The sequence below is a fragment of the Leeuwenhoekiella aequorea genome, assembly GCF_004104375.1.
Taxonomy (GTDB): Bacteria; Bacteroidota; Bacteroidia; order Flavobacteriales; family Flavobacteriaceae; genus Leeuwenhoekiella; species Leeuwenhoekiella aequorea.
Map to the genome: position 1 here is coordinate 648,922 of NZ_QOVM01000001.1, position 26,469 is coordinate 675,390.

Annotated in this window: 27 protein-coding genes; 7 read left to right on the forward strand and 20 right to left on the reverse strand. The window is 35.4% G+C overall.

Features of this window, described 5'->3' with window-relative positions:
• Position 1 precedes the first annotated feature (1 nt).
• Positions 2–3,418: a methylmalonyl-CoA mutase family protein gene (locus tag DSM00_RS02880; RefSeq protein ID WP_128756507.1), complete on the forward strand. Its 3,417-nt coding sequence runs from the start codon at positions 2–4 to the stop codon at positions 3,416–3,418.
• 126 nt (positions 3,419–3,544) lie between these two features.
• Here the strand turns inward: DSM00_RS02880 and DSM00_RS02885 are convergent, their stop codons facing one another.
• The gene (locus DSM00_RS02885; RefSeq protein WP_128756508.1) at positions 3,545–4,066 is read right to left on the reverse strand and encodes a hypothetical protein; all 522 of its coding nucleotides are present in this window, start codon (positions 4,064–4,066) and stop codon (positions 3,545–3,547) included.
• Positions 4,067–4,187: 121 nt separating this feature from the next.
• Entirely contained in the window at positions 4,188–4,571 is a 384-nt protein-coding gene (locus DSM00_RS02890; protein WP_128756509.1) for a hypothetical protein, read from the reverse strand.
• A 114-nt stretch (positions 4,572–4,685) separates the two neighbouring features.
• On the opposite strand from DSM00_RS02890, the gene DSM00_RS02895 reads away from it, so the two are divergent.
• Positions 4,686–5,159 carry an Lrp/AsnC family transcriptional regulator gene (locus tag DSM00_RS02895; protein ID WP_128756510.1) on the forward strand — a complete coding sequence of 158 codons (474 nt, stop codon included), beginning with the start codon at positions 4,686–4,688 and terminating at the stop codon, positions 5,157–5,159.
• Here DSM00_RS02895 and DSM00_RS02900 read toward each other — a convergent pair.
• From DSM00_RS02900 to DSM00_RS02915, 4 genes are read right to left on the reverse strand one after another with little or no spacing between them, the layout of a single operon-like run.
• Complete coding sequence (locus DSM00_RS02900) at positions 5,149–6,360, reverse strand: NRAMP family divalent metal transporter (protein ID WP_128756511.1); 1,212 nt, start codon at positions 6,358–6,360, stop codon at positions 5,149–5,151. The two genes, DSM00_RS02895 and DSM00_RS02900, sit on opposite strands and share 11 nt — an antisense overlap.
• Positions 6,361–6,366: 6 nt before the next feature.
• Entirely contained in the window at positions 6,367–6,924 is a 558-nt protein-coding gene (locus DSM00_RS02905) for an RNA polymerase sigma factor (protein WP_128756512.1), read from the reverse strand.
• Entirely contained in the window at positions 6,915–8,027 is a 1,113-nt protein-coding gene (locus tag DSM00_RS02910) for a glycosyltransferase (protein ID WP_164916285.1), read from the reverse strand. Before DSM00_RS02910 ends, DSM00_RS02905 begins: the two co-directional genes overlap by 10 nt.
• A 9-nt stretch (positions 8,028–8,036) precedes the next feature.
• Positions 8,037–8,237 (reverse strand): membrane or secreted protein, encoded by a 201-nt coding sequence (locus tag DSM00_RS02915; RefSeq protein WP_128756514.1) that lies wholly within the window; start codon positions 8,235–8,237, stop codon positions 8,037–8,039.
• A gap of 185 nt (positions 8,238–8,422) precedes the next feature.
• Here DSM00_RS02915 and DSM00_RS02920 point away from each other — a divergent pair, with 185 nt between their 5' ends.
• Positions 8,423–9,067 carry a fasciclin domain-containing protein gene (locus DSM00_RS02920; RefSeq protein ID WP_241652341.1) on the forward strand — a complete coding sequence of 215 codons (645 nt, stop codon included), beginning with the start codon at positions 8,423–8,425 and terminating at the stop codon, positions 9,065–9,067.
• A gap of 50 nt (positions 9,068–9,117) precedes the next feature.
• Here DSM00_RS02920 and murB read toward each other — a convergent pair whose 3' ends face one another.
• A complete protein-coding gene (gene murB, locus DSM00_RS02925; RefSeq protein ID WP_128756515.1) occupies positions 9,118–10,131 on the reverse strand; it encodes a UDP-N-acetylmuramate dehydrogenase in 1,014 nt (337 codons plus the stop codon).
• Positions 10,131–11,321 (reverse strand): pyridoxal phosphate-dependent aminotransferase, encoded by a 1,191-nt coding sequence (locus tag DSM00_RS02930; RefSeq protein WP_128756516.1) that lies wholly within the window; start codon positions 11,319–11,321, stop codon positions 10,131–10,133. Before DSM00_RS02930 ends, murB begins: the two co-directional genes overlap by 1 nt.
• Before the next feature lie 119 nt (positions 11,322–11,440).
• On the opposite strand from DSM00_RS02930, the gene DSM00_RS02935 reads away from it, so the two are divergent.
• Positions 11,441–12,784 (forward strand): PDZ domain-containing protein, encoded by a 1,344-nt coding sequence (locus DSM00_RS02935; protein WP_128756517.1) that lies wholly within the window; start codon positions 11,441–11,443, stop codon positions 12,782–12,784.
• 52 nt (positions 12,785–12,836) lie between these two features.
• Here the strand turns inward: DSM00_RS02935 and DSM00_RS02940 are convergent, their stop codons facing one another.
• Entirely contained in the window at positions 12,837–13,235 is a 399-nt protein-coding gene (locus DSM00_RS02940) for a DUF1573 domain-containing protein (protein ID WP_128756518.1), read from the reverse strand.
• A gap of 207 nt (positions 13,236–13,442) precedes the next feature.
• Between DSM00_RS02940 and DSM00_RS02945 the strand changes: the two genes are divergently transcribed.
• A complete protein-coding gene (locus DSM00_RS02945) occupies positions 13,443–16,076 on the forward strand; it encodes a valine--tRNA ligase (RefSeq protein ID WP_128756519.1) in 2,634 nt (877 codons plus the stop codon).
• Between the two features lie 28 nt (positions 16,077–16,104).
• Here DSM00_RS02945 and DSM00_RS02950 read toward each other — a convergent pair whose 3' ends face one another.
• From DSM00_RS02950 to rsfS, 6 genes are all read right to left on the reverse strand, one after another.
• Positions 16,105–16,377 (reverse strand): acyl-CoA-binding protein, encoded by a 273-nt coding sequence (locus DSM00_RS02950; protein WP_241652342.1) that lies wholly within the window; start codon positions 16,375–16,377, stop codon positions 16,105–16,107.
• A gap of 6 nt (positions 16,378–16,383) precedes the next feature.
• Entirely contained in the window at positions 16,384–17,037 is a 654-nt protein-coding gene (locus DSM00_RS02955) for a phosphatidylserine decarboxylase family protein (RefSeq protein WP_128756521.1), read from the reverse strand.
• On the reverse strand, positions 17,027–17,830 hold the full coding sequence (locus DSM00_RS02960; protein ID WP_128756522.1) for a phosphatidate cytidylyltransferase: 804 nt from the start codon (positions 17,828–17,830) through the stop codon (positions 17,027–17,029). The genes DSM00_RS02955 and DSM00_RS02960 overlap by 11 nt, the downstream gene beginning before the upstream one ends.
• A gap of 1 nt (position 17,831) precedes the next feature.
• Positions 17,832–18,446 carry an LUD domain-containing protein gene (locus DSM00_RS02965; protein ID WP_128756523.1) on the reverse strand — a complete coding sequence of 205 codons (615 nt, stop codon included), beginning with the start codon at positions 18,444–18,446 and terminating at the stop codon, positions 17,832–17,834.
• 104 nt (positions 18,447–18,550) lie between these two features.
• Positions 18,551–20,536, reverse strand: coding sequence for an ATP-dependent zinc metalloprotease FtsH (gene ftsH, locus DSM00_RS02970; protein WP_128756524.1), 1,986 nt, complete (start codon positions 20,534–20,536; stop codon positions 18,551–18,553).
• Positions 20,537–20,545: 9 nt separating this feature from the next.
• Complete coding sequence (rsfS, locus tag DSM00_RS02975; protein WP_128756525.1) at positions 20,546–20,917, reverse strand: ribosome silencing factor; 372 nt, start codon at positions 20,915–20,917, stop codon at positions 20,546–20,548.
• Positions 20,918–21,002: 85 nt separating this feature from the next.
• Here rsfS and DSM00_RS02980 point away from each other — a divergent pair, with 85 nt between their 5' ends.
• A complete protein-coding gene (locus DSM00_RS02980) occupies positions 21,003–21,731 on the forward strand; it encodes a biotin--[acetyl-CoA-carboxylase] ligase (protein ID WP_128756526.1) in 729 nt (242 codons plus the stop codon).
• Here DSM00_RS02980 and DSM00_RS02985 read toward each other — a convergent pair.
• Together DSM00_RS02985 and pyrE are read right to left on the reverse strand one after the other, a co-directional pair.
• Positions 21,728–22,120 (reverse strand): SRPBCC family protein, encoded by a 393-nt coding sequence (locus tag DSM00_RS02985; RefSeq protein WP_128756527.1) that lies wholly within the window; start codon positions 22,118–22,120, stop codon positions 21,728–21,730. The two genes, DSM00_RS02980 and DSM00_RS02985, sit on opposite strands and share 4 nt — an antisense overlap.
• A gap of 37 nt (positions 22,121–22,157) precedes the next feature.
• The gene (gene pyrE, locus DSM00_RS02990) at positions 22,158–22,805 is read right to left on the reverse strand and encodes an orotate phosphoribosyltransferase (RefSeq protein ID WP_128756528.1); all 648 of its coding nucleotides are present in this window, start codon (positions 22,803–22,805) and stop codon (positions 22,158–22,160) included.
• Between the two features lie 7 nt (positions 22,806–22,812).
• Here pyrE and DSM00_RS02995 point away from each other — a divergent pair, with 7 nt between their 5' ends.
• Positions 22,813–23,436, forward strand: coding sequence for an NUDIX hydrolase (locus DSM00_RS02995; RefSeq protein WP_164916286.1), 624 nt, complete (start codon positions 22,813–22,815; stop codon positions 23,434–23,436).
• On the opposite strand, the gene DSM00_RS03000 is transcribed toward DSM00_RS02995, so the two are convergent.
• From DSM00_RS03000 to DSM00_RS03010, 3 genes are read right to left on the reverse strand one after another with little or no spacing between them, the layout of a single operon-like run.
• Positions 23,407–25,161 carry a M14 family metallopeptidase gene (locus tag DSM00_RS03000; RefSeq protein ID WP_128756530.1) on the reverse strand — a complete coding sequence of 585 codons (1,755 nt, stop codon included), beginning with the start codon at positions 25,159–25,161 and terminating at the stop codon, positions 23,407–23,409. The two genes, DSM00_RS02995 and DSM00_RS03000, sit on opposite strands and share 30 nt — an antisense overlap.
• Before the next feature lie 53 nt (positions 25,162–25,214).
• The gene (locus DSM00_RS03005; RefSeq protein WP_128756531.1) at positions 25,215–25,880 is read right to left on the reverse strand and encodes a uracil-DNA glycosylase family protein; all 666 of its coding nucleotides are present in this window, start codon (positions 25,878–25,880) and stop codon (positions 25,215–25,217) included.
• A 3-nt stretch (positions 25,881–25,883) separates the two neighbouring features.
• Entirely contained in the window at positions 25,884–26,444 is a 561-nt protein-coding gene (locus tag DSM00_RS03010) for a thioredoxin family protein (RefSeq protein ID WP_128756532.1), read from the reverse strand.
• Positions 26,445–26,469 lie beyond the last annotated feature (25 nt).

The following is a 26,469-nucleotide window of genomic DNA, read 5'->3' on the forward strand; positions in this document are numbered from 1 at the left end:
AATGAAACAAATAACACCATATAAGCCTGTCAATAAAGTACGTATTGTAACTGCCGCATCACTTTTTGATGGTCATGATGCAGCTATCAATATTATGCGACGCATCATACAAACTACTGGAGTAGAGGTTATTCATCTTGGTCATGATCGCAGTGTTGAAGAGGTTGTTAATACAGCAATTCAAGAAGATGCTCATGCAATTGCGCTTACCTCTTATCAGGGTGGACATAATGAGTATTTTAAGTACATGTATGATTTGCTTTGCGAAAAAGGAGCTGGACACATAAAGATTTTTGGCGGCGGTGGCGGTGTTATTTTGCCAGAGGAGATTGAGGAGCTTATGAATTACGGGGTTACCCGAATTTATGCTCCAGATGATGGTCGTGAAATGGGATTACAGGGTATGATTAACGATCTTGTAAAACAATCTGATTATGCTTTAGGTGATGCATTAAGTGATGAGTTTGATCATTTAGCTGCGCAAAATGATACTGCAATTGCTCGAGTAATTTCTGCTGCAGAGAATTACCCCGAGGTAGCCAAACCTATACTAGACAAAATCCACGATAAAAACAAAGATTCTAAAACCCCGGTTTTAGGTATAACAGGAACAGGTGGTTCTGGTAAATCATCACTTGTAGATGAATTAGTACGTCGTTTTTTAATAGATTTTCCTGAAAAAACTATTGGTATTATTTCAGTAGATCCTTCAAAGAGAAAAACCGGTGGGGCTCTATTAGGTGACCGTATTCGTATGAACGCAATTAATTCTCCACGAGTTTATATGCGTTCATTAGCTACCAGACAAAGTAATCTTGCTCTATCAAAACATGTACAGGAAGCTGTAGAGGTTTTAAAGGCGGCAGCTTACGATCTTATAATACTTGAAACAAGTGGTATTGGGCAAAGTGATACCGAAATTTTAGACCATAGTTCTATCTCTTTATATGTGATGACGCCAGAATTTGGTGCGGCGACACAGTTAGAAAAGATAGATATGCTAGACTTTGCAGATATAGTGGCTATAAATAAATTTGATAAGCGAGGTGCCTTAGATGCATTACGCGATGTTAAGAAACAATATGTGCGTAACCATCAGTTGTGGGAAACAGATCACGATGACCTTCCTGTTTTTGGTACGATTGCTTCGCAGTTCAATGATCCCGGAATGAACCAGCTTTACAAAACGATTATGGATGAGCTGGTAGCTAAAACAGAAACTGAACTTAGAAGTAGTTTTGAAATTACCGATGAGATGTCTGAGAAGATATTTGTCATTCCGCCAGCACGAACGCGTTACCTTTCTGAAATTGCTGAAAATAATAGAGCCTACGATAAAACCGCTATTGAACAGGCAGAAGTTGCTCAGCGACTTTATGGTATTTTTAAAACGATAGATACCGTTACCGGAAAGGCTCCAGAGTTAGATAAGTCAGGTTTAATAGTTGATGATAGTCAACAAGAAGACAACTTACCAAAATTATTACTTGCCGAATTTGATAGAGTTAAAATGGATCTAGATCCATATAACTGGGAAGTAATTACAGGCTGGGCAGATAAAGTAAGTAAATATAAGCAGCCGGTCTATAGTTTTAAGGTGCGTGATAGAGAAATAAAAATAGATACGCATTCAAAATCTTTATCTCATTCTGATATCCCAAAGATAGCTTTACCAAAGTATCAGGCTTGGGGAGATATTCTTACTTGGGTTCTTCAAGAAAATGTGCCAGGAGAATTCCCATATACGGCAGGTTTATATCCCTTTAAACGTACAGGCGAAGATCCTACACGTATGTTTGCCGGTGAGGGAGGTCCAGAACGTACTAACCGTCGTTTTCATTATGTAAGTATGGGTTTACCTGCAAAACGACTTTCTACAGCATTTGATAGTGTGACACTTTATGGTAATGATCCTGATCATCGACCAGATATATATGGTAAAATAGGAAATGCAGGTGTTTCAATTTGCTGTCTTGATGATGCTAAGAAATTATATTCTGGCTTTGATCTTTCAGACGCTATGACTTCTGTGAGTATGACCATTAATGGTCCTGCTCCCATGTTGCTTGGCTTTTTTATGAATGCTGCCATCGATCAGCGTTGTGAAAAATACATTCGGGAAAATGGTCTTGAAGAAGAGGTTGAAAAGACTATTGCTGATATCTACCAGAAAAACGGATTAGATCGTCCTAAATATCAAGGCGAACTTCCAGAAGGTAATAATGGTTTAGGTCTTATGCTTTTAGGTGTTACTGGAGATCAGGTGCTGCCTAAATCAGTTTACGAACAATTAAAAGCAGAAACTATACAGCAAGTACGCGGAACTGTACAGGCAGATATACTTAAAGAAGATCAAGCACAAAATACGTGTATTTTCTCAACTGAATTTGCTTTGCGTTTAATGGGGGATGTTCAGGAATATTTTATTGAGAAAGAGATTCGTAATTTCTATTCGGTTTCGATATCTGGATATCACATTGCAGAAGCCGGTGCAAATCCTATTACTCAATTGGCATTTACATTAGCTAATGGCTTTACGTACGTAGAATATTACCTAAGCAGAGGAATGGACATCAATAAATTTGGTCCCAATCTTTCATTTTTCTTTAGCAATGGCGTAGATCCTGAATATGCGGTAATAGGTCGTGTGGCCCGTAAAATTTGGTCAAAAGCTTTAAAATATAAATATGGAGCGAACCCGCGTGCTCAAATGTTGAAGTACCACATTCAAACATCGGGAAGATCATTACATGCGCAGGAGATAGACTTCAATGATATACGTACAACGCTTCAGGCTTTGTATGCGATTTATGATAACTGTAATTCGTTACACACAAATGCATATGATGAGGCAATTACAACACCCACCGAGGAAAGTGTACGCAGAGCAATGGCAATTCAGCTTATAATTAATAAAGAGTTAGGTTTAACTAAAAATGAGAATCCAATACAAGGAGCTTTTATAATTGAAGAGTTAACAGAGCTTGTTGAGGAGGCCGTTTTACAAGAATTTGATCGTATTACAGAACGGGGTGGTGTTTTAGGTGCTATGGAAACGATGTACCAGCGTAGTAAAATACAAGAGGAAAGTTTGTATTATGAAACCTTAAAGCACAATGGCGAATTCCCTATCATAGGTGTGAATACGTTTTTAAGCAGTAAAGGTTCTCCTACCGTAAAGCCTATGGAGGTGATACGGGCTACTGAAGAAGAAAAACAAGCTCAGATTGCAACCCTCACTAATTTGCATAAAGCTTATGAGAATGATGCAGAGGCTATTTTAAAAACTGTGCAGGAAGCGGCAATTCAAAATGAAAATATGTTTGAGCGGTTAATGGAAGCCACAAAAATTTGCTCGCTGGGTCAGATTACAAATGCTCTTTTTGAAGTAGGAGGGCAGTATAGAAGAAATATGTAGAGCTTATCAAATTATAAATTATAAAAAACACCTCACAGATTTTAAATCTGTGAAGTGTTTTTTTTTTCTGTATTGAATAGAAGTAGCATGTATTTCTAAGTGACACGAATATTAATAATTTACAGCTTAGTCTTCAAAATTAAAATCATCTGGATCTATAGAATCATCATCTTCTAAGTCGTTATAATTTACTCCTGGTGGATTGAAAAGTCCCCAGCGATCGATGATATAATTAAAAGGGTCAAAAGTCTTTACCCATTCTGCAAATAGAATCCTAAATGCTTCAATCTCGTTGCGTAGTAGATCTAAATATTCGGTTTCTCTAAAGCCATACATTTCTAATCCTGTCATATGTGTAGCAAGATCTTGAGCTGATTTTCGAATCAAACAGGCTTTTTCCATCTTAATATCATAGAGGTCGCAGTTAAAAGCTCCTGCAATTTTTGAAGGAATAATCGACGCATCTTCTCTAATGTAGAGCGCCTGACTTCTTAAAATTTCCTGATCTGAACTATCTGTAGCAGCTGTTTCATAAGATGCAGCTATCTCGGCTATACGATTAGAAAGTTTTAAAATTTCTGTAGCTTTTATATAAAGTGCAGAATTTTCACAACTGTTTTGTGAACTAAAATCGTCTTCTAAAGACATACGCTAATGTTTAGGTCAATCAATTTGTTATTTTGAATAGTAAGTACAAAGTATAAATTATTTAGCACAAAATAATCAGTGCTTAAAGAAATGCTTATAAAGGAAAATGTAAAGGAAGAGTTTAAAGTGTCATCATCCACTTGTGCTGAAGCTTTCTAAATTTTCTTACTTCAGAACGTAAAAGTCGCACAAAGTCTTTACCGCTACTTTCTGCACGTTCCAAGCGCTCGCAAGTAGCATATAAACTAGAAGTTAATCGGTCTAAAGATGCCGCGTGTCGTAAACGATCATCTTGAAAAGTTTGACTTTCTGCCTTGATAATTTCTGGAGCCAGCGAGTCTGAATGACGTACGATATCACCTGTAAAATACACATAAGGATTTTCTGTCCCATTAGATTCTAGGGGAGCGAGATCGTAAATCAAATAATTAGAAATTGAGCGTGAAAGTCGCAGTATTTCAATTGCTTGATTATATAAACGTGTATTTCTAGGTACTGATGACATAGCTTAATTGTGATTCAAATTTAGCAGTATTCACAGATTAATATATATGGATTTTAAAGTTTTAAATTATATTTACTTTAAATATTAAAGAAAATAACTCCTATTTATTTAAATATGCATATCGATTCAACTAACTGGAAAATTCTTCAAACACTGCAGAAAAATGCGCGTATAAGTAATAGTGCTTTGGGTAGAGCTGTAGGAATAACTTCGCCGGCTGTAGCAGAGCGCATACGTAAAATGGAAGATGCGGGGATATTAATAGGTTACAAAGCAGAAATTTCGCATTTTGAATCTGGACATCAATTAAAAGCTATAATCACATTGCGTGCATTTATGGGTAGGTTAAAACCCTTTTTAGAAAAAGTACACGAGTTTAGCGAAGTCTTAAATTGCTATCGCATTACAGGAAATGAAAACATCTTGTTAGAAGTAGTGTTGTTTGATCAATTTCATCTTGAAGAGTTCATTGATAAACTTATCACATATGGAGAAACCAAAACGCACATTGTACTTTCAACAGTAATTGAAAACGCACCCATACGCACAAGACGAGAAGACCGAATATCTAAAAAACCTAAAGTGTAGTTAGATACCAAATGCTAAAGGCTATAAGTAGTATAATACTTAATATGCTAAATGCATTTAAAAATTTACTTGGCCTATCTTCCAGAGGAACATTTTTACCATTCATTACGCAGTAATTAGCTATCGCAAAAAATGGAGCGGTTAAAAATGAGAGTATGGTGGCTATTTCAATGAGTGTTCCCATTTCACTAGTGAGTAAAAATAGAATACATCCAGTACCTAATATTAGAATCGCTAACCATATAGTATAGCTTCCTTTAATTGTTTTACCCAAAATTAATTCTACGGTTTTTGACATAACTCGTGGTGAAGCGTCGAGTGTGGTAAGGGTGGTGCTAAACATAGTTGTAAATGCGGCAATGCCTATGATATAAAACGCCCAGTTGCCGAGACTGCTAGTATAAAGATCTATAAGTTGTTTTGCAAACGAACTGCTGCTTGCGCTAAACTGGACTCCTGTGTTATGCATAACCAAAGCTCCTAATGCAATAAAACACGTACCGACAATTATTGTTCCCAGAAAACCGATGTTAAAGTCAAAGATTGCAGATTTTCTAGTAAGCTTACCTTCTTTAGCTTTTTCTAATGACCATAACGAATGCCAGATTGAGATGTCTAATGGAGCCGGCATCCAGCCCATAAATGCAATAAGAAAGGCAACTCCAGCAGCATCTGTAGGTAATACCTGAATAAAATCTATTGTTTGATGAGGTTCATACCCTGCGATCCCAACGGCTATTAATGTACTTATTGTAAGCGTTATTACAATAAACTTCATCAAATTATCCAGAAAATTGTATTTGCCTAGTAGGAGTAAGGTGGTGCAAAGTATAGTTATAACAACATTCCATGTGGTAAGACTCCAATCTACCGGAAAAACATAACTAGCAATCCCAGCGGTTACAACTGTCACCGCTGTTTGTATTGTAAATATAGTGAGCAGATTTATTATAAAGTAGGCAATTAGTACAGCTCTGTTTAGATTAAGATATCCTTCTAGCAGACTTGTGCCTGTAGCGGCGGCATACCTTGGACCATACTGAAAAAATGGGTATTTAATAATATGAATTAAAACTAGAACCCATACTAAGCCAAAACCGTAATCGGCTCCCGATCGTGTAGATTGCACGAGATGTGATACACCTATTGCAGCTCCTGCAAATAAGAGTCCAGGGCCTAATTGCTTAAGCAAAGTTTTCATAGAGATTTACGGCGTTTTTTCAATCAAGTCAGAAAGTAAGCGGCGCGCTCTTAATAATTTGACTTTGACATTGCTTAATGGTTCGTCGAGACTGTTAGCCATTTCTTTATAACTCATCTCTTGAAAGTAGCGTAAATTTATTACTTCTTGATAATGAGGTTTTAATTTTTTGATGTGGGCTAATAATTCAGATAAATTTTGTTCGGTAATTAAAGAATCTTCGGCAGTGGGATTTTTATCTACGACACTATTAAGTTTAAATTCTTTATGAAGTCGCTTTTCGGCTCGAGTTTCTTTTCGCAAAAGATCTATATGAAGATTTTTAGATATGGTAACTAACCACGTGCTAAACTTATACTTATTGTCGTAGGTGCTTAATTGGTTGAATGCCTTTGAGAAAGTTTGTATGGTAATTTCTTCAGCTTTAAAATCATCTTGTGTTCTTTTTAGCTGAAAAGAGTAAACCAGGTTCCAGTGCGAGTTGAGCAAATAATTATAGGCACTCTGGCTACCTTGTTTTGCTTCACTAATTTTTAGATCTATAAGGTTCTGGTCTAGTTCCAACGTCGGGGTTTTACCATAATATTTGAAATAAAGATAAGCATTTGGAGAATTATTAGAAATGGCTCTAAGAAAGGTAAATATTTAATGAGATCTGCTTCTCTTAATTTAGCGGCAGCTTTAGATAAAATTACCCAGAAAATAACCGTACGTATTAGAATTAAAACGACTACCAAAGTCAAAAATTGCTGATTAAATAGAACAAAAGGAATCAAAGCAAAAAATAAAAATTGTGTGATATAAAAGAGGGCTAATTGTATTTGATGTTTTTGTTTGTACAATTTCGCAACATCTGTATGCCTGCGTTTTTGAATAAACCAATCTTTCCATTTTTTTTTAGGTTCAGAATAGGTGAAAGATTCAGGATTTACGCAAATAGAAATATTGGTTGAAGTTGCATTTTCATTTACAAATAAATCATCGTCTCCTGCTCGTATGTGAGCGTGCTTATCAAATCCATTTGAGGATTTAAAAATGCCCTTTGTGTAGGCTAAATTTCGACCTACACCCATATACGCATTATTGTGAACGGCATACCCCAAATATTGCGTAGCAGTTAGCAGAGTCTCGTAGCGTATTATTTTATTAAGTAATGATTGACCATATCTTATATAACCACTATACCCCAGTACAATATGTTTCTCATCTATGAGATTTTGTATCATTAAAGCTGCCCAGTCTGTACTTATTGGAATACAATCTGCATCAGTTAAGAGTATTTTTGAATATAAAGATGCATTAATTGCTCTCGTAATTCCTGCTTTCTTGCCAGTTTCAGCATTTAGATTTATGACTTTTAAACGTGAATTCTCAATTGCAAGCTGTTGAAGAATTTCTAACGAATTATCATTAGAATTATCGTTTACAACTATAATCTCAAACAGATTAAGATTTTGAAGACTAATAAGCTGAATGAGATTTTCTAAACGTTGAGATTCATTTTTAGCACAAATAATTATAGACACCGCATCGTGTCTTTTAATATTCTGAAAGCGAGGCGTCCTGCTAAATGAAAATTTTGAAAAGTATAAGTAATAAGAACAATTTAATACAACTACACCACTGAAAATTGTTATAAACAGCTCTTCAAATAGAATAGATAGCAAAATTGCGTTTTATGAAGCTTTTGGTGCGCAATCTCCCATTTCTTCGGGCATTTTACCACACATACCACAAGCTTCACCCTCTTTATTTAAAAAAGGATTCTGACTCGCACATGTTCCTGCAAATTTACCATCTTTCTTTGCCCAGATTTTAATTGCAATCCCTGCGAAGGCTAATCCTAAAAGTACAAGAGTTATAAGAAGTAATTTCATAGCTTAAAATTATGCTGCAAAGATACGACCTAGATAAGAGAGACCCAAAGTATTTTCCGAAATCCTAATTAGTTAAATTCACTAAAAAGAAGCCTATTTATTTAACTAAAGATTAGTAGGCGCTTGATATATTGAATGTTAATTATTAATACATTTGATATTCACAAACCATTAAAAATTAATTTATGAAATTTAATAAACCTTTTGTATTCGTGTTACTTATGGGCTTTGTAGTTGCTTTTAGCTCTTGCGAAGACAATAAGAAAAAGGAGCAAATACAATTAGAGGAGCAAGAAGCTACTGCTAAAGCAGAAAGTGATGCTAAGGAAGCTGAGATGAAAGAAGCTCAGGCAAACGAAGAGAAAATGAAAGAAGAAGCAAGAACTAATAGTATTGCTGGAAAAGCAATGGCTTCTCGTGATCTTGATACCTTAGTTATTGCACTTAACGCAGCAGGTCTTTCAGATATGTTATTAGCTGAAGGAGATTACACCGTATTTGCACCCACAGATCACGCATTTTCTGAATTGAAAAAAGGAATGCTAGACGATCTTACAAAACCTGAGAATAAAGAAATGTTAGTAAGTGTTTTACAATACCACGTAATTGCAGGTAAAATGAGGTCTGAAGATCTTGGAAAAGCAATTGACGCAGGTAAAGGAAAAGCTGAGTTAACAACTGTAAAAGGTGATAAACTTACTATTATGAGAGATGGAGATCAGATCGTAATAAGAGATGGTAAGGGTAAAAAAGCTCAAATAGTTTTAGGAAATATAGATGCATCTAACGGAATTATCCATCAAGTCAATAAAGTATTAATGTCGAAATAATAATTTCGCATCTATGAAAAAGCCGCTTAACTTAAGTTAAGCGGCTTTTTTTATTTTACAATATTCACTTCAGGCTCAATATTGATTTTGAATTTTTTATAAACTTCATCTTTGATTTGAAGTGCTAAATCCCACAAATTATCTCCGGTAGCATTCCCATAATTTACTAAAACTAAAGCTTGTTTATCGTGCACGCCCGCATCTTCAATACGATATCCTTTAAAACCGGCCTGCTCTATAAGCCATCCTGCAGGAACTTTTACTTCTTCATTTGATAGAGGGTATACTGGCAAGCCAGCATACTTGCTTTGCAGTGTATCATAAAGCTCTTTACGAATTACCGGATTTTTGAAAAAGCTTCCGCTATTTCCTAATAGTTTAGGGTCTGGCAGCTTTGAAGATCTAATATGTATTACTGCTTCTGCTATTTCTTTAATCGTAGGGTTTTTTATTTCCTTTTGCTTAAGAACTTCTTGTATAGCCCCATAACCGGTATTGAGATTATGATCTTTTTTACTGAGTTTAAAAGTAACCGATGTGATAACATATAGGTCCTTAGCCTCATTTTTGAAAATAGATTCTCGATAACCGAATTTACAATCTGAATGCGTAAATATTTTCGATTCTAACGATTTACGGTTAATTGTAGAACACGAATCAAAAACATCTTTAAGCTCAACACCATAAGCTCCTATGTTTTGAACAGGGGAGGTGCCGGTATTACCAGGAATTAGCGCTAAGTTTTCTACACCGCCATAATTATTATTTACGCAGTGCATAACAAAACTGTGCCAGTTTTCACCAGCAGCAACTTCGAGCCAAATAGAATCTTTATCTTCTTTTACAACTTCAATACCTTTAAGGTTAATATGAATTACGAGCGCTTCAATATCATTCTTTATGAGCATATTACTGCCACCTCCTAATACGAATTTACGTTTGGTAGTTGTACTCAGGGCTTCTTTTAGTTCGTCTAGTGTACTTACTGATACAAAAGAACTGGCTTTAGCATCAATGCCAAAAGTGTTGTATTTTTTTAGAGAAACGTCGTGCGCAATATTCATTAATCCTTATACTGTTGTAAAGCTTCTTTTAATAAGGATACAGCTTCGATAAGATCCTCTTTTTTTAATACGTAAGCTATTCTTACTTGATTAATTCCTTCTCCTTCAGTAGAATAAAATCCTGCTGCAGGTGCAACCATTATTGTCTTTTTATTATGCTCAAAAGATTCCAAAAGCCAACGCGCAAAGTCATCAGCATTTTTAACAGGTAATTCTACTATACAGTAGAACGCTCCTTTAGGTTTAGCAACACGTACACCAGGAATAGCTTCCAAACCTTCAACAAGTGTATTTCTGCGATCTACATATTCAGAAATTACTTCGTCAAAATAGGACTGAGGTGTATCTAAGGCAGCTTCACTAGCTATTTGTGCTAGTGTAGGAGGGCTTAATCGTGCCTGAGCAAATTTCATTGCAGTTGCCATCAAATTCTTATTACGACTTACAATACAACCTATACGTGCTCCACACATAGAAAAACGCTTAGATACAGAGTCTATCATTATGGTATGCTCATCGATGCTACGTTGATTTAATACGGAACGATGTTGAAGACCATCATAAGCAAATTCTCGATATACTTCATCTGCAATTAAAAAGAGATCGTGCTTTTTTACTAATTCTGAAAGTTGATCTAATTCTTCTTGGCTGTATAAATAACCGGTGGGATTACCTGGGTTGCAAATAACAATAGCTTTAGTTTTAGCTGTTATTTGTTTTTCAAATTCTGAAATCGGAGGTAATGCAAATCCACTTTCAAATGAAGAGATCACGGGTTTTACAGTTACTCCAGATGCTGTAGCAAAACCATTGTAATTTGCATAAAAAGGTTCTGGTATTATCACTTCATCACCCGGATCTGTAACGCTTCCCATAGCAAACATTAAAGCTTCAGACCCACCTGTAGATATAATAATATCTGAAGCAGTTATGTCTATTCCCTGTTTTCCATAATATGCGGCTAACTTTTCTCGGTAACTTAAAAAACCTGCAGAGTGACTATAAGATAGCACCTCAATGTCTGCATCTTTAACAGCGTTAAGAGCGGCCTGAGGAGTTTTAATATCAGGTTGTCCAATATTTAATTGGTGTATAGAAATCCCTCTAGCTTCTGCAGCTTCTGCAAATGGCACAAGTTTACGTATAGGTGATTCAGGCATTGACTGTCCTTTGTGTGAAATCTTCGGCATAAAAATCCTTTGTTTTTAGATCTGTAAATTTGCAAATTATTAATGAGAAAATAATTTAAGTGAATTGTTTATAAAATATGGCGTAAAAGTATTAAATTGAGAGTAATTACCTCTTTTTTATGAGATATGCTCAGTTAATATATTTATTTACTGCTTTATTGTCATTAAACTGTGCTTTTGCGCAGGGAAGATTTCTTTTGCCTAAGAATGTATCTAAAGAAAAAATTAAAGTAAAAATTGTAAATAACCTGATCGTGATTCCTGTGCACATAAATGGCGTTGAGCTTTCTATGTTATTAGATACGGGTGTACGCTCGACCATTCTGTTTAATGCGAATTCAAATTTAAAGCTAAACAATGAAACAAAAGTTGTTTTAACCGGAGCAGGAGCGGGCGAGGATGCTGAAGCAATTAAATCTACCCACAATATTATAAATATAGGCACCACTTCTGCTATTAATCAGACCATTGTTCATTTATCAGACAACGAGCGTAACTTTTCTTCTAGACTAGGTTTTCCTGTTAACGGGATAATTGGTTACGCATTATTCAAAGATTTTATCGTAGAAATAAATTATGCCCGAGAGTATATTAATCTTTATAATAAAGCGGACTATAAAAGACGCAATTGCCGGTCTTGCGTTACCATACCTTTAGAGTTTCATAGTAGCAAACCTTATGCATTATTACAAATGCAAATTGGTAAAAATTCGTTTTTAGCAAAGTTGCTCGTAGATACCGGTAGCGGTGATGCGCTCTGGTTATTTGAAAAAAGTCATAAGGGCATAACAATACCAGATAATTCTTTTAAAAATAATCTTGGTTTAGGTTTTAATGGAGAAGTTACTGGTGTACGGTCTAAACTTGACCGACTTGATCTTGGAGATTTTTCTTTAGAAAAAGTAAATGTAGCCTACCCCGATTCGAACTCAATTAACTATATAAATAGACTCCATTTCCGAAATGGTAGCTTAGGCTCTGAAGTTTTAAAGCGATTTACAGTTGTGATTGATTATAACTCAAAAAAGATGCTTTTAAAAAAGAATAAGTTTTTTGATGAGCCTTTTAAGTATGATCGCAGTGGCTTAGTTATTCAGCATAATGGTTCTGATATTATAGCAGAATATGATCGTAAAATTGTAGAAGAATTTAGTGGTGATCAACAATCTGGAGGTTATGAAAGTATATTTCTAGCTACAAATACTGTTGAGTTTAAACAATTTAAATTGTCACCTAATTATGAAGTAGCAGCAATTCGCGAAGAATCACCAGGATCAAAAGCAGGGTTAAGAGTAGGAGATAAATTGATAAAAATAAATGGTAAGAAAGTACGGAACTTAAAATTACAGGATATCACACGTTATTTTTATCGTGATGAAGGAGAGGTTTTAAAATTAGAAATTCTAAGAGGAGGTATAGCTTATGATTATAAATTCACCTTAAAGAAGATACTTAAAGATTGAGCAAAAAAAAAGCGGTCGTTAAGACCGCTTTTTTACTTATATATTTTCTGAATTAATTTACCGCAGGTAAAAGATTCCCTTTTATTTTTAAAGTATAAGGCTCTGCAGATGCATTTGTATACACAGTTATTGTTTTACGTATCGGGCCTGGAGCACGATTTGTATCGTATTTTACTTTAATAACATTGCTTTCTCCAGGAGCAATAGGATCTGTTGGAGGACTTGGTACAGTACAACCACATGTTGAGTATGCTTTAGATATTACCAGAGGAGCATTACCAGTATTCGTAAATTTAAATTCACGTGTGCCGTCTGCGCCATGGGCAACATCACCATAATCAATAACATCTGATTCAAAAGCAATCTCAGCTTTCTTCTCTTTAGCTTCTTCTTGAGCTTGCAAGCCTATTGTCATAAGTCCTACAGCAAGTATTAAAACTAATTTTCTCATAATTCTAAGTGTTAATGAAGTATAAAAATAAACCTATTAAAGAGTTTATGCAATAAAGTAGCTTTTTTTTAAGAAGCTTACCTCTAGAATAAGGTTATCTAAAGTAATTGCAATCGCCAAATATCAGTTTTATTTAATTCCTCGGTTCTTTTAAAATACTTACTATAATAAGTACTTTTGCTACTTAAGTCAAAAACTAGACCAAGAATGGCATTAGCTTCAAAATATAGCTCGAAAGATGTTGAACAAAAGTGGTACGACTACTGGTTAAAACACAATTATTTTCACTCAGAGCCTAATGAAAAAGAACCCTATACAATTGTAATCCCGCCTCCTAATGTGACAGGTATTCTGCATATGGGACACATGTTGAATAATACCATTCAGGATGTTCTTATACGACGAGCTCGTCTAAAAGGTTTTAATGCATGCTGGGTGCCGGGTACAGATCACGCCTCTATTGCTACAGAAGCTAAAGTTGTAGCAAAACTTAAAGCCGAAGGTATTAATAAGAGCGATCTTACCAGAAAAGAGTTTTTAAAACACGCCTGGGAATGGACCGATAAATATGGAGGGACAATCCTTGAGCAATTAAAAAAGTTAGGAGCATCATGCGATTGGGAGCGCACACGTTTCACAATGGATGACACAATGTCTGCTAGTGTTATTGAAAGCTTTATTGATCTATATAACAAAGGACTTATTTACCGAGGTCATCGCATGGTTAACTGGGACCCTGAAGCAAAAACAACTTTGTCTGATGAAGAAGTTATTCATGAAGAGCGTCAAGGGCATTTATACTATTTAAACTATAAGTTGGAAGGCAGTGATGAGGTTCTAACTATTGCAACAACACGACCAGAGACCATTTTTGGTGATACTGCAATTTGCATCAATCCTAACGATGAGCGCTTTGCTCACTTGCGCGGTAAGAAAGCTATAGTGCCTATAGCTAATAGAGTAATACCTATTATTGAAGATGAATACGTAGATCTAGAGTTTGGTACAGGTTGTTTAAAAGTCACTCCTGCTCATGATGAAAATGATAAAATGCTGGGAGATAAGCATAATCTGGATGTCATTGATATTTTTCATGACGATGCATCTTTAAATTCATTCGGAATGCATTACGAAGGAAAAGATCGCTTTGTGGTTCGGGAAGAGATTGTAAAAGAGCTTAAAGATCTTGGTGCTTTAGTTAAAACGGAAAGCCATATTAATAAAGTAGGTACATCAGAACGCACAAAAGCGGTAATTGAGCCTAAGCTTTCAGATCAATGGTTTTTGAAAATGAAAGACTTGGCAGAACCTGCAATTAAAGCAGTATTAGAGACTGAAGAGATAAATCTTTTTCCGAAGAAATTCGACAATACGTACCGTCACTGGATGGAAAATATTAGAGATTGGAATATCTCTAGACAGTTATGGTGGGGTCAACAAATACCAGCTTTCTATTTTGGCAATGGTAAAGAAGACTTTGTAGTTGCTAGAAATATGGAGGAGGCTTTAATTTTGGCAAGAGCAAAAACAGGAAATGAAAATCTAACGCTTGCAGATTTAAAGCAAGATGAAGATGCGCTTGATACTTGGTTTTCATCTTGGTTGTGGCCCATGAGTGTTTTTGATGGTATTGCGAATCCTGACAATGAAGAATTTAAATATTACTATCCTACAAATGATTTAGTTACCGGTCCAGATATTTTATTTTTCTGGGTAGCACGTATGATAATGGCAGGGTATGAGTATACGGGAAAAAAACCGTTTACTAATGTGTATCTAACCGGTCTAGTGCGCGATGCAGAACGCCGTAAAATGTCTAAATCATTAGGTAATTCACCAGATGCTATGATGCTAATCGATAAGTATGGTGCAGATGGTGTGCGTGTAGGTTTATTGTTAAGTGCTTCTGCGGGTAACGATTTGCTTTTTGACGAAGATTTATGTCAGCAAGGTAAAGGCTTTATAAATAAAATATGGAATGCTTTTAGACTTATTAAAGGTTGGGAAGTTGATGCTACGATAGCGCAACCTGAAGCTAGTTTAAAGGGGTTGAATTGGTATGCAGAACGTTTTAAAGATGCTGGTGTTGAGATTGAAGATCACTTTAGCAAATACCGTATAAGCGATGCATTGATGGCTACGTATAAATTAGTCTGGGATGATTTCTGTAGTTGGTTGCTTGAGATTGTAAAACCTGAATATGGTAAGCCGATTGATAAGAAAACTTATGATATGGTGATTAATGCTCTAGAAAATAATCTACGCATTTTGCATCCGTTTATTCCTTTTGCTTCGGAAGAAATCTGGCAAAATATCGCAGAGCGTACTCCAGATGAGGCATTGATAATAAACAATTGGCCAGAAGTTGAGGCTGGAGATAAAGAACTACTGAATGATTTTGATCTGGCGACTCAAATAATAACGGGAATTCGTGCTATACGTAAAGAGAAAAATATTTCATTTAAAGAAGAGCTTGAGCTTTACGTGATGAATACTGAAGGTTTTACAGACCGTTTTAATGGAATAATTAAAAAGTTATGTAATCTATCTACTATTGAGACTACTACAGCTAGTAAAGATGGTGCATTGTCTTTTAGAGTTAAAGCTAATGAATATTTTATTCCGCTAACAGGAGCGATAGATATTGAAGCAGAACTCGCTAAAATTGAGGAAGAATTAAACTATACCCGAGGGTTTATGAATTCGGTAACTAAAAAGTTATCTAATGAACGCTTTGTAAGTGGAGCGCCCGAACAAGTAGTAGCGATAGAACGTCAAAAACAAGCAGACGCACAGTCTAAAATTGATGCGTTAGAAAAGAGACTAGCAGCTTTGAAATAGGATTATTTCTTTAACGGAGTAATAAAATTTAATCAGGAATATATTGAGCTACAAGCTTAATGTATTCCTTTTTTGCTTCTGTAGCAGTGAGTCCTTTGATTTGAATAAGAGCATTGTACTTAAAGGCACTTCTTAAATCATTTTCCTTTAAATTCTCAACAGGAATAAGTTTGCTTTTATGATTGCCTTTTTTGTAATAGGCGTAGAGTAACAACTGAATATCTGGAGGTAAAACAGTCTTTGTGTTACTGGCTCTTTCAGCAGCATTCTGGAAGTCTTCATCCAATTTTTCTTTACTCAAAACGATCTACTTAAGAGTTGCTATAATACTCTGTGATCCTTTAACCTTCTGATTTAATTTAACAGCCAGAGGTGTGCCTAAAGGAAGATAAATATCTACACGAGAACCAAACTTTATAAAACCGCTATCATCTCCCTTAACAGCTTCATCGCCTTCTTTTGCATAGTTTACAATGCGTTTAGCTAGTGCGCCGGCTATTTGTCTATAAAGAACATCTCCAAAACCAGTAGAACGAACTACGACAGTGGTGCGCTCATTCTCTTCAGAAGCTTTAGGATGCCAAGCTACAAGATATTTTCCTGGGTGGTATTTACTATATACTACTTTCCCAGTTACAGGATAACGGGTTACGTGAACATTGATAGGTGACATGAAAACCGAAACCTGTAGTCTTTTTTCTTTAAAATATTCTTTTTCAAATACTTCTTCAATTACTACTACTTTCCCGTCTACAGGAGAAACTACGTCTTGGGTGTTTATATCTGCTATTCTACTCGGATTTCTAAAGAACTGCAAAATGAGGATTAAAAATACTACCAGTGTCGCATAACACACATACTGAAGCCAAACTGGAGATACCCAGGTTTGCGTACTTATAAAACCAATAGCTACAATTATTAGTGTAACTATTATTATCGTATAACCTTCTTTATGAAACATATTCAAAAACTATTAGAACCAGATATATAAACGGACTTGCAAATAAAATACTGTCTAGACGGTCGTAAAGTCCGCCGTGACCCGGCATCAATGTACCGCTATCTTTAACTCCGGCTTCGCGTTTCAACTTAGACTCTATGAGATCTCCAAAAGTTCCCAAAGTACTCATTACAACTGCCAGAGACAGCCATATATTAAAATTAAGACTGCCGGTAAATTTATGAATAAAATAACTGGCAATACAAGCGAAAACTAATCCGCCAAAAAAACCTTCGATAGTCTTCTTAGGAGAGATACTGGGAAAAAGCTTATGTCTACCAAAACTTTTACCTACGATATAAGCAAATGTATCATTTGTCCATATAAGAATAAAAAGTCCGGCGACTGTGTATGGTGAAAACTCATCACCGTGAGAGGGTAAAAGTGTCAGAAACACAAAACTCGCGATAATATAAAATACCGTGATGTGTAATTTTTGAAGTTTACCATACTTTCTAATTTTCTCACTGAAGAGATTTTTCATTAGATATAGTCCCGTAACTACAGTGAAACCTAATAGAATTAAAGTGGCAATTTTGGAAACCTTAAAATAACTGAAAAAAAGTATGAAAGAAATTAAAATCGCGTAGGTGTACCAAAACTGAAAGCCTATAAGTCTTAGGAATTCTCGAAGTGTTATAATACCAAATAATAAAAACAGAAGTATATACCATTTCTCAGAATAGAGAATGGAAAACAATAAAATTATGACATACAACAGTCCGGAAAGTGCTCGTACAGTAAGTTCGCGCATACTATAAATCTTCTAGAAGCAATAAATAAAGGTTTTTTGCACTGCTTCCATAAGACATAAAATCTTTGGGTCCTTCTTTAGGTTCAAAGTTTTTTATGGTTGTTATATTAGTAGGGATGTAGCCTGTGTTTTTTTTCTTTATTCCGCGTAAGCCTTCGCCAATGCTATTTACAATTTGACTTGTAGTAGCAAAAATCACAAAGTTCTGAGGGAGTTCTTTTAGTTTCTTTTCTTTAATTTGATTTGAAGAAATGAGTAAACTACCATCGTCAGCGATTAGATTTTCACAGGTCGACAACATAAATTTTGACTCAGATTCTGTTCCGTACATCAAATTGTAGTTGCCAAAGAGGCTTTCAAGCTTATCATCTAAACAATAAACGTCTTGCTCATACCAGTCATTCTCAAGGAGTATATTGTCAAAACTTTCGTGTATTTCCTCCATGTTTACGCAGTATAAAAATTTACCGCCATTAAGGATGAAATGTTTTGTAAAACGCTCATCTGCAGGAGCGCTAATATCTGGCATATATTTCCCACGCTCAGCTTTTGTAGTGCCTGGCTTATCAGATTCTTCTGAATTTTTGGGTTTAAAGAGTTTCTTTAAAATACTCATAAATGAGTGTGTATGCTTATGTTATTAGGTGTTTATCAAATATAAAAAATCTTAACTCAACAAAGCGTTAAGTTAAGATTTAAAATTTGTACACCAGAAGTGTTTTAATTCTCGCTAACCGGAAGTGTGTTTTCTTGCATTTTTTGCTCTACACCTTCAGGTTTTTCAAATGGACGCTTACCGAAAATCTTCTCAAGATTATCTTTAAATATTACTTCTTTATCAAGCAATACTTCGGCTAGTTCATTTAATTTATCTTTATTTTCTTCAAGAATTGTGATCGCTCTCTGATATTGCTCTTCAATAATTTTTGAAATTTCTTTATCAATTAATTCAGCAGTTTTTTCACTATAAGGCTTGCTAAAGTTGTACTCATTCTGTCCTGAAGAGTCGTAATAGGTTAAGTTACCTATTGCATCATTAAGACCATAAGTAGTAACCATCATACGAGCTTGTTTCGTCACTTTTTCAAGATCGCTTAAAGCTCCGGTAGATATTTTATCAAATGTAACCTTCTCAGCAGCACGACCACCCATAGCAGCACACATCTCATCAAGCATTTGCTCTGGGCGTACGATTAGACGTTCTTCTGGTAAATACCAGGCAGCTCCTAATGAACGACCTCGAGGTACTATAGTCACTTTTACCAAAGGAGCGGCGTGCTCAAGCATCCAGCTCACTGTAGCATGACCAGCTTCGTGAAATGCAATTGCTTTTTTCTCGTCTGGCGTAATAATCTTATTTTTCTTTTCAAGACCACCTACTATACGATCTACTGCATCTAAGAAATCTTGACGTCCTACCGCTGTTTTGCCTTGTCTTGCAGCAATTAATGCTGCTTCGTTACAAACGTTAGCAATATCTGCCCCAGAGAATCCAGGCGTTTGTTTTGCCATAAACTCAGTGTCAAGTTCATCAGCAACTTTCTTCAGGGGTCTTAAATGAACTTCAAAAATTTCTTTACGTTCACGTACATCTGGCAAGTCAACATAAATTTGACGGTCAAATCTACCTGCACGCATAAGTGCTGTATCTAGTACATCTGCTCGGTTAGTAGCTGCAAGTACAATTACATTTGTATTTGTGCCAAAACCGTCCATCTCTGTAAGCAGTTGGTTTAAGGTATTTTCACGCTCATCATTAGAACCGCTAAAATTAGCTTTACCTCGCGCTCTACCTATCGCATCAATTTCATCAATAAATATAATTGCAGGAGATTTTTCTTTGGCTTGCTTGAAAAGATCACGTACACGAGAAGCACCAACCCCAACAAACATTTCTACAAAATCTGAACCTGATAATGAGAAAAATGGCACTTTTGCTTCACCGGCAACAGCTTTAGCTAATAAAGTTTTACCAGTTCCCGGAGGACCTACAAGTAATGCTCCTTTAGGTATTTTACCACCCAGGTTTGTATACTTACTCGGGTTTTTTAAGAAATCAACGATTTCCTGAACCTCTTCTTTTGCACCTTCTAAACCAGCAACATCTTTGAAAGTAGTTTTTACATCGGTTTTCTCGTCAAAAAGCTTAGCCTTAGACTTTCCGATATTAAATATTTGTCCGCCTGCACCACCTGCACCGCCAGAAGACATTCTTCTCATTATAAATATCCAAATACCTATAATAACTGCTATAGGCAATAAGGTGAGTAATATATCACCAAATACATTATTATCTGGAGGAAGTACTTTACGAGATATGTAAATTCCTTGATTTTCTTCTATTTTAGCTAATTGATCGGTAAGATCTTCAAGAGTTGCATAACGATATTCATAATCAGCACCAGAATCTGAGCTTAAAATAGACATACCATTATCTGCAGGTTTTGCATGAACCTCTTTCTTTTCAGCTTCTGCAGTAAGATAGATGTAGGCGATTTGTTTCGATTTACTGATATCTATTCGCTCAACATCACCATCCTTTGCATAAGTTAATACCTGATTCTCAAGAATTTCTTTAGGATTTCCATAATCTGAACTACTGCTGAAATAATTTAATGCTAGAAATACAAGAATTATTGCGGTATATATCCACCAGGCGCTAAATTTTGGTTTATTAGGTGCCGGCTTTTTTGATTTGTCTGCCATCTATGTGATTTAATAATTTGTTTCGATTGATGTTACTTTGGCATCTCCCCAAAGACTCTCAATGTCATAATATTCCCTCACGTGTTTTTGAAATACGTGAACAACAACATTTACATAATCCATTAGCACCCATTCAGAATTTTGCAATCCTTCTACGTGCCAAGGTTTATCCTTAATTTTTTTGCTTACGGTTTTTTGAATTGAATTTACAATGGCATTTACCTGAGTATTTGACGTACCATTACAAATAATAAAGTAGTCGCAAACCATGTTTTCTATCTCCCTAAGATCCAATATATCAATATTTTGACCTTTTACCTCTTCAATACCTTCTAGAATAGTCGTTATTAGTAGATCTGTACTTACTTCTTTTTTCGCCATTAATTCTTTTTTAGTCTGACAAAGTTATTACAATTTTGTTTCATAAGGTTTTTTGTAAGAACTTTTAAGCTATTCATATTACTCTATGCAAATAGTCAAACTTAATGCCACAACTTCTACTAATACCTACTTAAGAGCATATGCAAAAAAGCTCGACGTAGTAGAGGATACAATTGTATGGGCTGCCGAGCAACTTGCCGGAAGGGGTCAACGTGGTGCTTTTTGGGAATCTGAAAAAGATAAAAACCTCACTTTTAGTTTGTTCAAGCGGGTTGGGGAGTTGCGTATTGACCGTCAATTTTACATTACAATGGCTACTTCATTAGCAGTTTATGATGCGCTAAAGCAGTTAGGAATAGAACAACTTTCGGTAAAATGGCCTAACGACATATTGGCAGGTAGATCTAAGATTTGTGGGGTACTTATAGAAAGCGTGATACGTAATGGTCTGTATGCTGTAATTATAGGAGTGGGTTTAAATGTGAATCAACGAGTATTTACAAGAGCGCCGCGAGCTACCTCGATAGCATTAGAAACCGGAAAACATCATGAGCTTGAGGAGATTTTACATATTCTTATTTCTAAATTTTATCATTACGTAGAATTAATTGCTCAAGGACAACTTATTGCCTTGAAGAAGGATTATGAATCAAAGTTGTTTAGAAAAGATAAAGCGTCAACTTTTAAACTCCCAGATGGAAGTACGTTTACGGCTATCATCAAAGAAGTTTCAAAAACAGGAAAGCTCATCCTTCAGTTAGAAGATGAGCTTTACAAAGAATTTGACTTAAAAGAAGTTAAGATGCTCTACTAGATATTCTGTAGATTTTCTGAAAGTGTCTGTATAAATTTTGTGATAGGTGCTTTTATCATCATTGACATCATCGCATTAAATTCGCCTTCAAATTCAAAATGAGCTTCGCTGCTATCACTTGTAAGTTGTTTAATATTTGCCGTAAGTGTAAATGGTAATTTTTCACTTGCAGCCCCTAAAACCACTTTGTTATACGGGACGCTATTTTTTAATTCTAAAACAATATCGGGCATTCCTTTTAATGCAAACAAAAAGCGCTTTTCACTTAAGATTTCAAACTTACTAATGCTGTCTGGCATTAGCTGTTTGTAATTATTAACGTCTTTTAAAAACGTATAAATAACTTCAGGGCTCTTGTTAATTGTTTTTTTTGGACTTTCTATAAACATAGGTTTGTTTTGAACTGTAAAATGAGTTTAGGTTTAATTATAAATCTGCATTCCACGTGTCTGGAGAAAGACGCCATGATTGCAAAGTATGTTTTTCTTTTTCTGAAATATAGCGGGTATCTAAAGCCTGCTCCAGGAGATGCTCATAATCGCTTAATGTGTAAAGGTCCAGGTTGTACGCTTTGAAATTTTCAAGTGCGATGTCAAAACCGTAAGTGAAGATCGCAAGCATGCCTTTAACATTTGCCCCAGCTTCCTTTAAAGCATCTACCGCCATAAGACTGCTTTTGCCGGTACTTATTAAATCTTCAACAACTACGACAGATTGTCCAGAATCGAGTTTGCCTTCGATTTTATTTTGTCTCCCGTGCTTCTTTGCTTCAGGACGTACGTAAACAAATGGCACATTAAGATAATCTGCGACAAGCATACCTATACCTATTGCTCCGGTTGCAACGCCGGCAATTACATCTGGCTTGCCATATAAATGCTCTATTTGCTGAGCAATATTTTCCCGTAAATAATTGCGTATTTGTGGGTAGGAGAGCGTGATACGATTGTCACAATAAATTGGAGATTTCCAACCGCTAGCCCATGTGAAGGGATTTTGTGGTTGTAATTTAATTGCATTAATTTGCAATAACAACTCAGCTGTTTTTTTAGCTGTTTCCTTTTTTAAAATCATGGTACAAATGTATAAAGTTTTTGTAAATGATGTGCCCATTATACTTTCTACTGAAAAGTATATTGGCGCAAATTACACATCAATTCCTTTAAAACGTGCAAAAATTAAAAGCATTATTAAACAAGTAAATCTTGGACAGCTTACCTACATAAATTTGTACCATCCTAAAGGCGAAAAACTGCTTAAGTTCCTAAAGAAAAAACTTCCTGTTGTTATTGCGGGAGGAGGAATGGTTTACAATAAAAATTCAGAAATTTTATTTATCAAGCGTAACGGTAAGTGGGATTTGCCTAAAGGGAAATTAGAGAAAAACGAATCTATCGAAGCTTGTGCAATTCGTGAAGTAGAAGAGGAAACAGGTTGTAGAGATCTCGTACTTGGCGATCATATCACAACGACCTATCACATCTTTAAGAGAAACAATAAATTTAAGCTTAAAGAAACATACTGGTATAAAATGACAACGACTTACGAAGGTGACCTCGAGCCACAACCATCTGAAGGTATCAAAAAAGTACGTTGGAAGAATTTTGAAAAATCTCAAAAAGCGCTTTCAAAATCCTATGAAAATATTAAGCTACTTTTTCCTAAAGAATATTTACTACTCAATCCTAAAGATCGGGTAGCGTAAATAGGCCTCTTCCGAATTTTCAGATTTTTGATGAAGCCATTCTAGTTGAGCATACCAGTTATTACTAAAATCGCTATCATTCATTTTTTTCGTTTCAAATTCTTTTTTCAGGTTTATATCAGTATTAAGTAATTCTAGCGCTTTATCTTCCCATACATACGGAGAAAAGCCCTCTTTCTGTTGTAAAAACGTATCAAAATAATTCCAATTAAAAAATGAATCTACCGCCGTAGGTTCTAATGTTTCTAGTAAATAACGCAGACCAGATTGAGCAGTATATATCAGTAAATCTCCCGCTTTTACAGCGATGTTTTCTATACTCTTTGAGACATTTGTGTTCGAGTGTAAATAGTGTCCTTCATAGGGAGAATTACGTGTATTATAATCCTTAATATGGTAAACCGTGGCTTGTAAGATGCTATCCTTTTTAAATGTAGTATATGCGATTTTATTTTCTTTAAGTCTGTTAATTATAAGATGTTGCCCGGCAGGAACTATATAAGCAGCAGGAATTTTTACGCTATCAGTTGGCATCACATTATTATAATAAGCTACCTCCTTAGTAAAGGGTTTATCCCTATTATATTTTAAACGCTCAAATCCAGTTACGGCACTCTTTATTTTTTCACCTTCATATCCCTTAAATTGAAGTGTAGTAGTTTGAGAACTGTCTATAGCGTATTGCGTATTATAATATGTATTAGTTAGACTTCCGCTTTTATAAAGAGAGTCAATTTCAGCACGCATATGCTTAATTTTTTTTGCGTCTCTAGAGGTAAGTTTCAGCATAGATTTCATTAACTCATAAGTTCCTTCTACCCGAGGTTTATAGGGTTTTAGCATGTGTGTTTCTACCATCATACCCAGCGTATTCCATAAGGTAGAATAACCTGTAGAATATCTTGGGTAATCCATAAACTGACTAAAGCCTATTTCGGGTACTTCGTTAAATACATTTACATAGGGAGTGATTGGCCATCCTTTTGATTCTAATGATTTTTCAAGATTAGGATGTAATTCAGTATTTAAGTACGACCCTAGTTTACCTCCTAGCTTATTATGTTGAGTAAATAAATGTGTTAAAACATATTGATAATCGGCTCCATTACTTACGTGGTTGTCTATAAGTACATCTGGATTAATAAGATGGTAGACTTCTGCAAAACTGCGTGCATTTTTAGTATCTGCTTTTATAAAATCACGATTTAAATCATAATTACGGGCATTGCCTCTAAAACCATACTCTTCTGGGCCATTTTGATTAGTTCTGCTTGTGCTGTTCCTATTAAGAGCTCCTCCTATATTATAAACTGCTATAGCGCCTACCCAGACATTTTCGGGAGTTTCTATTTTACCATTTGCCAGATCCCGCATCATCATCATGGTAGCATCAATGCCGTCTGGTTCTCCAGGATGAATACCATTATTAATAAGTATACGCAGGGCATTTTCATTTTCTGAAAATTCTGATTCTAAACTCCGATTTGGATTATAGGTTACAAGTGTTAGCGGTAGTCCACTATCAGTTGTGCCTATTTCATAGGTTTTTATAGATACGTAAGCAGAATCAAGATTTTTATAATATTTTATTACCTCTATATAGGTTGGAGTTTGTGTACCATTACTTTTTTCAAATTGAGTTTCTAGATCAAAATCTTCAGGTTTTGGTTTTTCTGCACAAGCAGTTAAGATTAGGAGAATTAAGCTGAGTGTATAAATTTTCATCTTGGAAATTATTGAAAGATTAAACGTAAAAATGTTATTGAATCAAAACTGTTCTAGTAATCCTCAGTAAAGTAGGGTTTGTATTGATTCACTCTAAAATCGAATGTTGTGTATAGTGGATTTATATCCTTTTGAAGCTGATAAGCTTTCATACTGCCTATAGCACGATTCGCAGCTCCAGATGGAGCAGTCAAAGAGACTGTTTTAACTAATCTCCCGGCAATTTCAAAACTGTATATACGAGGTACTTCTGCAGAAATAACCTGAAGCTTAATTCCATTTTCTTTAGTCTGACGGCGAAAAAAATATTCAGGACCATTTTTACTATTGCCTCCTGTAAATAATAAGGTGTTGATTTGAGAATGTTTTTTAAGGATACCTATTAAGTCTCTAAGTTCTACTTGTTGCATCCCCAGATCAGAAGCGTCTATTTTTTCCCGCCACGCTGATGCTACTATATCACAAACACCTATTCTATGTTTCTTCAAAAAATTTAAGCGCTGGTCAATTGCAAATTGCGAATTGTCATATTTAAGATTGAGAGAAAATATTTGATCCAGAATGGGCCATAGCATTCCATTTTTGCTGCCGTAGCAAAAATCTACATCATCTTTTAGGAGTTCTCCGGTAGTAAATCGGGGAGGAGGTAATGTGCCTACGATGAGTTTTGTAGCCTCTTCTATATTAAATGGTGCGTAAGGATGAATATGTTCAAACATTTATTACAGATTCTTCCATTTAATACCGCATCCTATACTGGGTTTCTGAACATCACTTTGTTTACGGTTGTTGAATATATTATCTAATGCTTCTCTAAAATCTCTACCATTTACAGGAATTCCGTTTCCAGGTCTAGAATCGTCGAGCTGACCTCTGTAAACTAATTTTAATGCACTATCAAACAAATAGAAATCTGGAGTACACGCCGCATCGTATGCTTTTGCTATCTCCTGACTTTCATCATATAAGTATGGGAATGGAAAATTATATTTATGTGATGTATCACGCATAAGCCACGGACTGTCTTCGGGATATTTTTCTACATCATTACTGCTTATCGCAACAAAGCTAAACCCAAGCACACGGTAGTCATTTGCAATACGCACAATTTCATCATTAATGTGCTTTACAAAAGGACAGTGATTACAAATAAACATCACCACGGTTCCTCGTTCTCCCACGCAATCTGTAAGAGAGACATATTTATTAGTAAGCGGATTTAGCAAAGAAAAGAATGGAGCTATTGTCCCTAACGGAAGCATGTTTGATTGAGTTCTTGCCATTTTTTATTTTTAATTGAAGCTATAA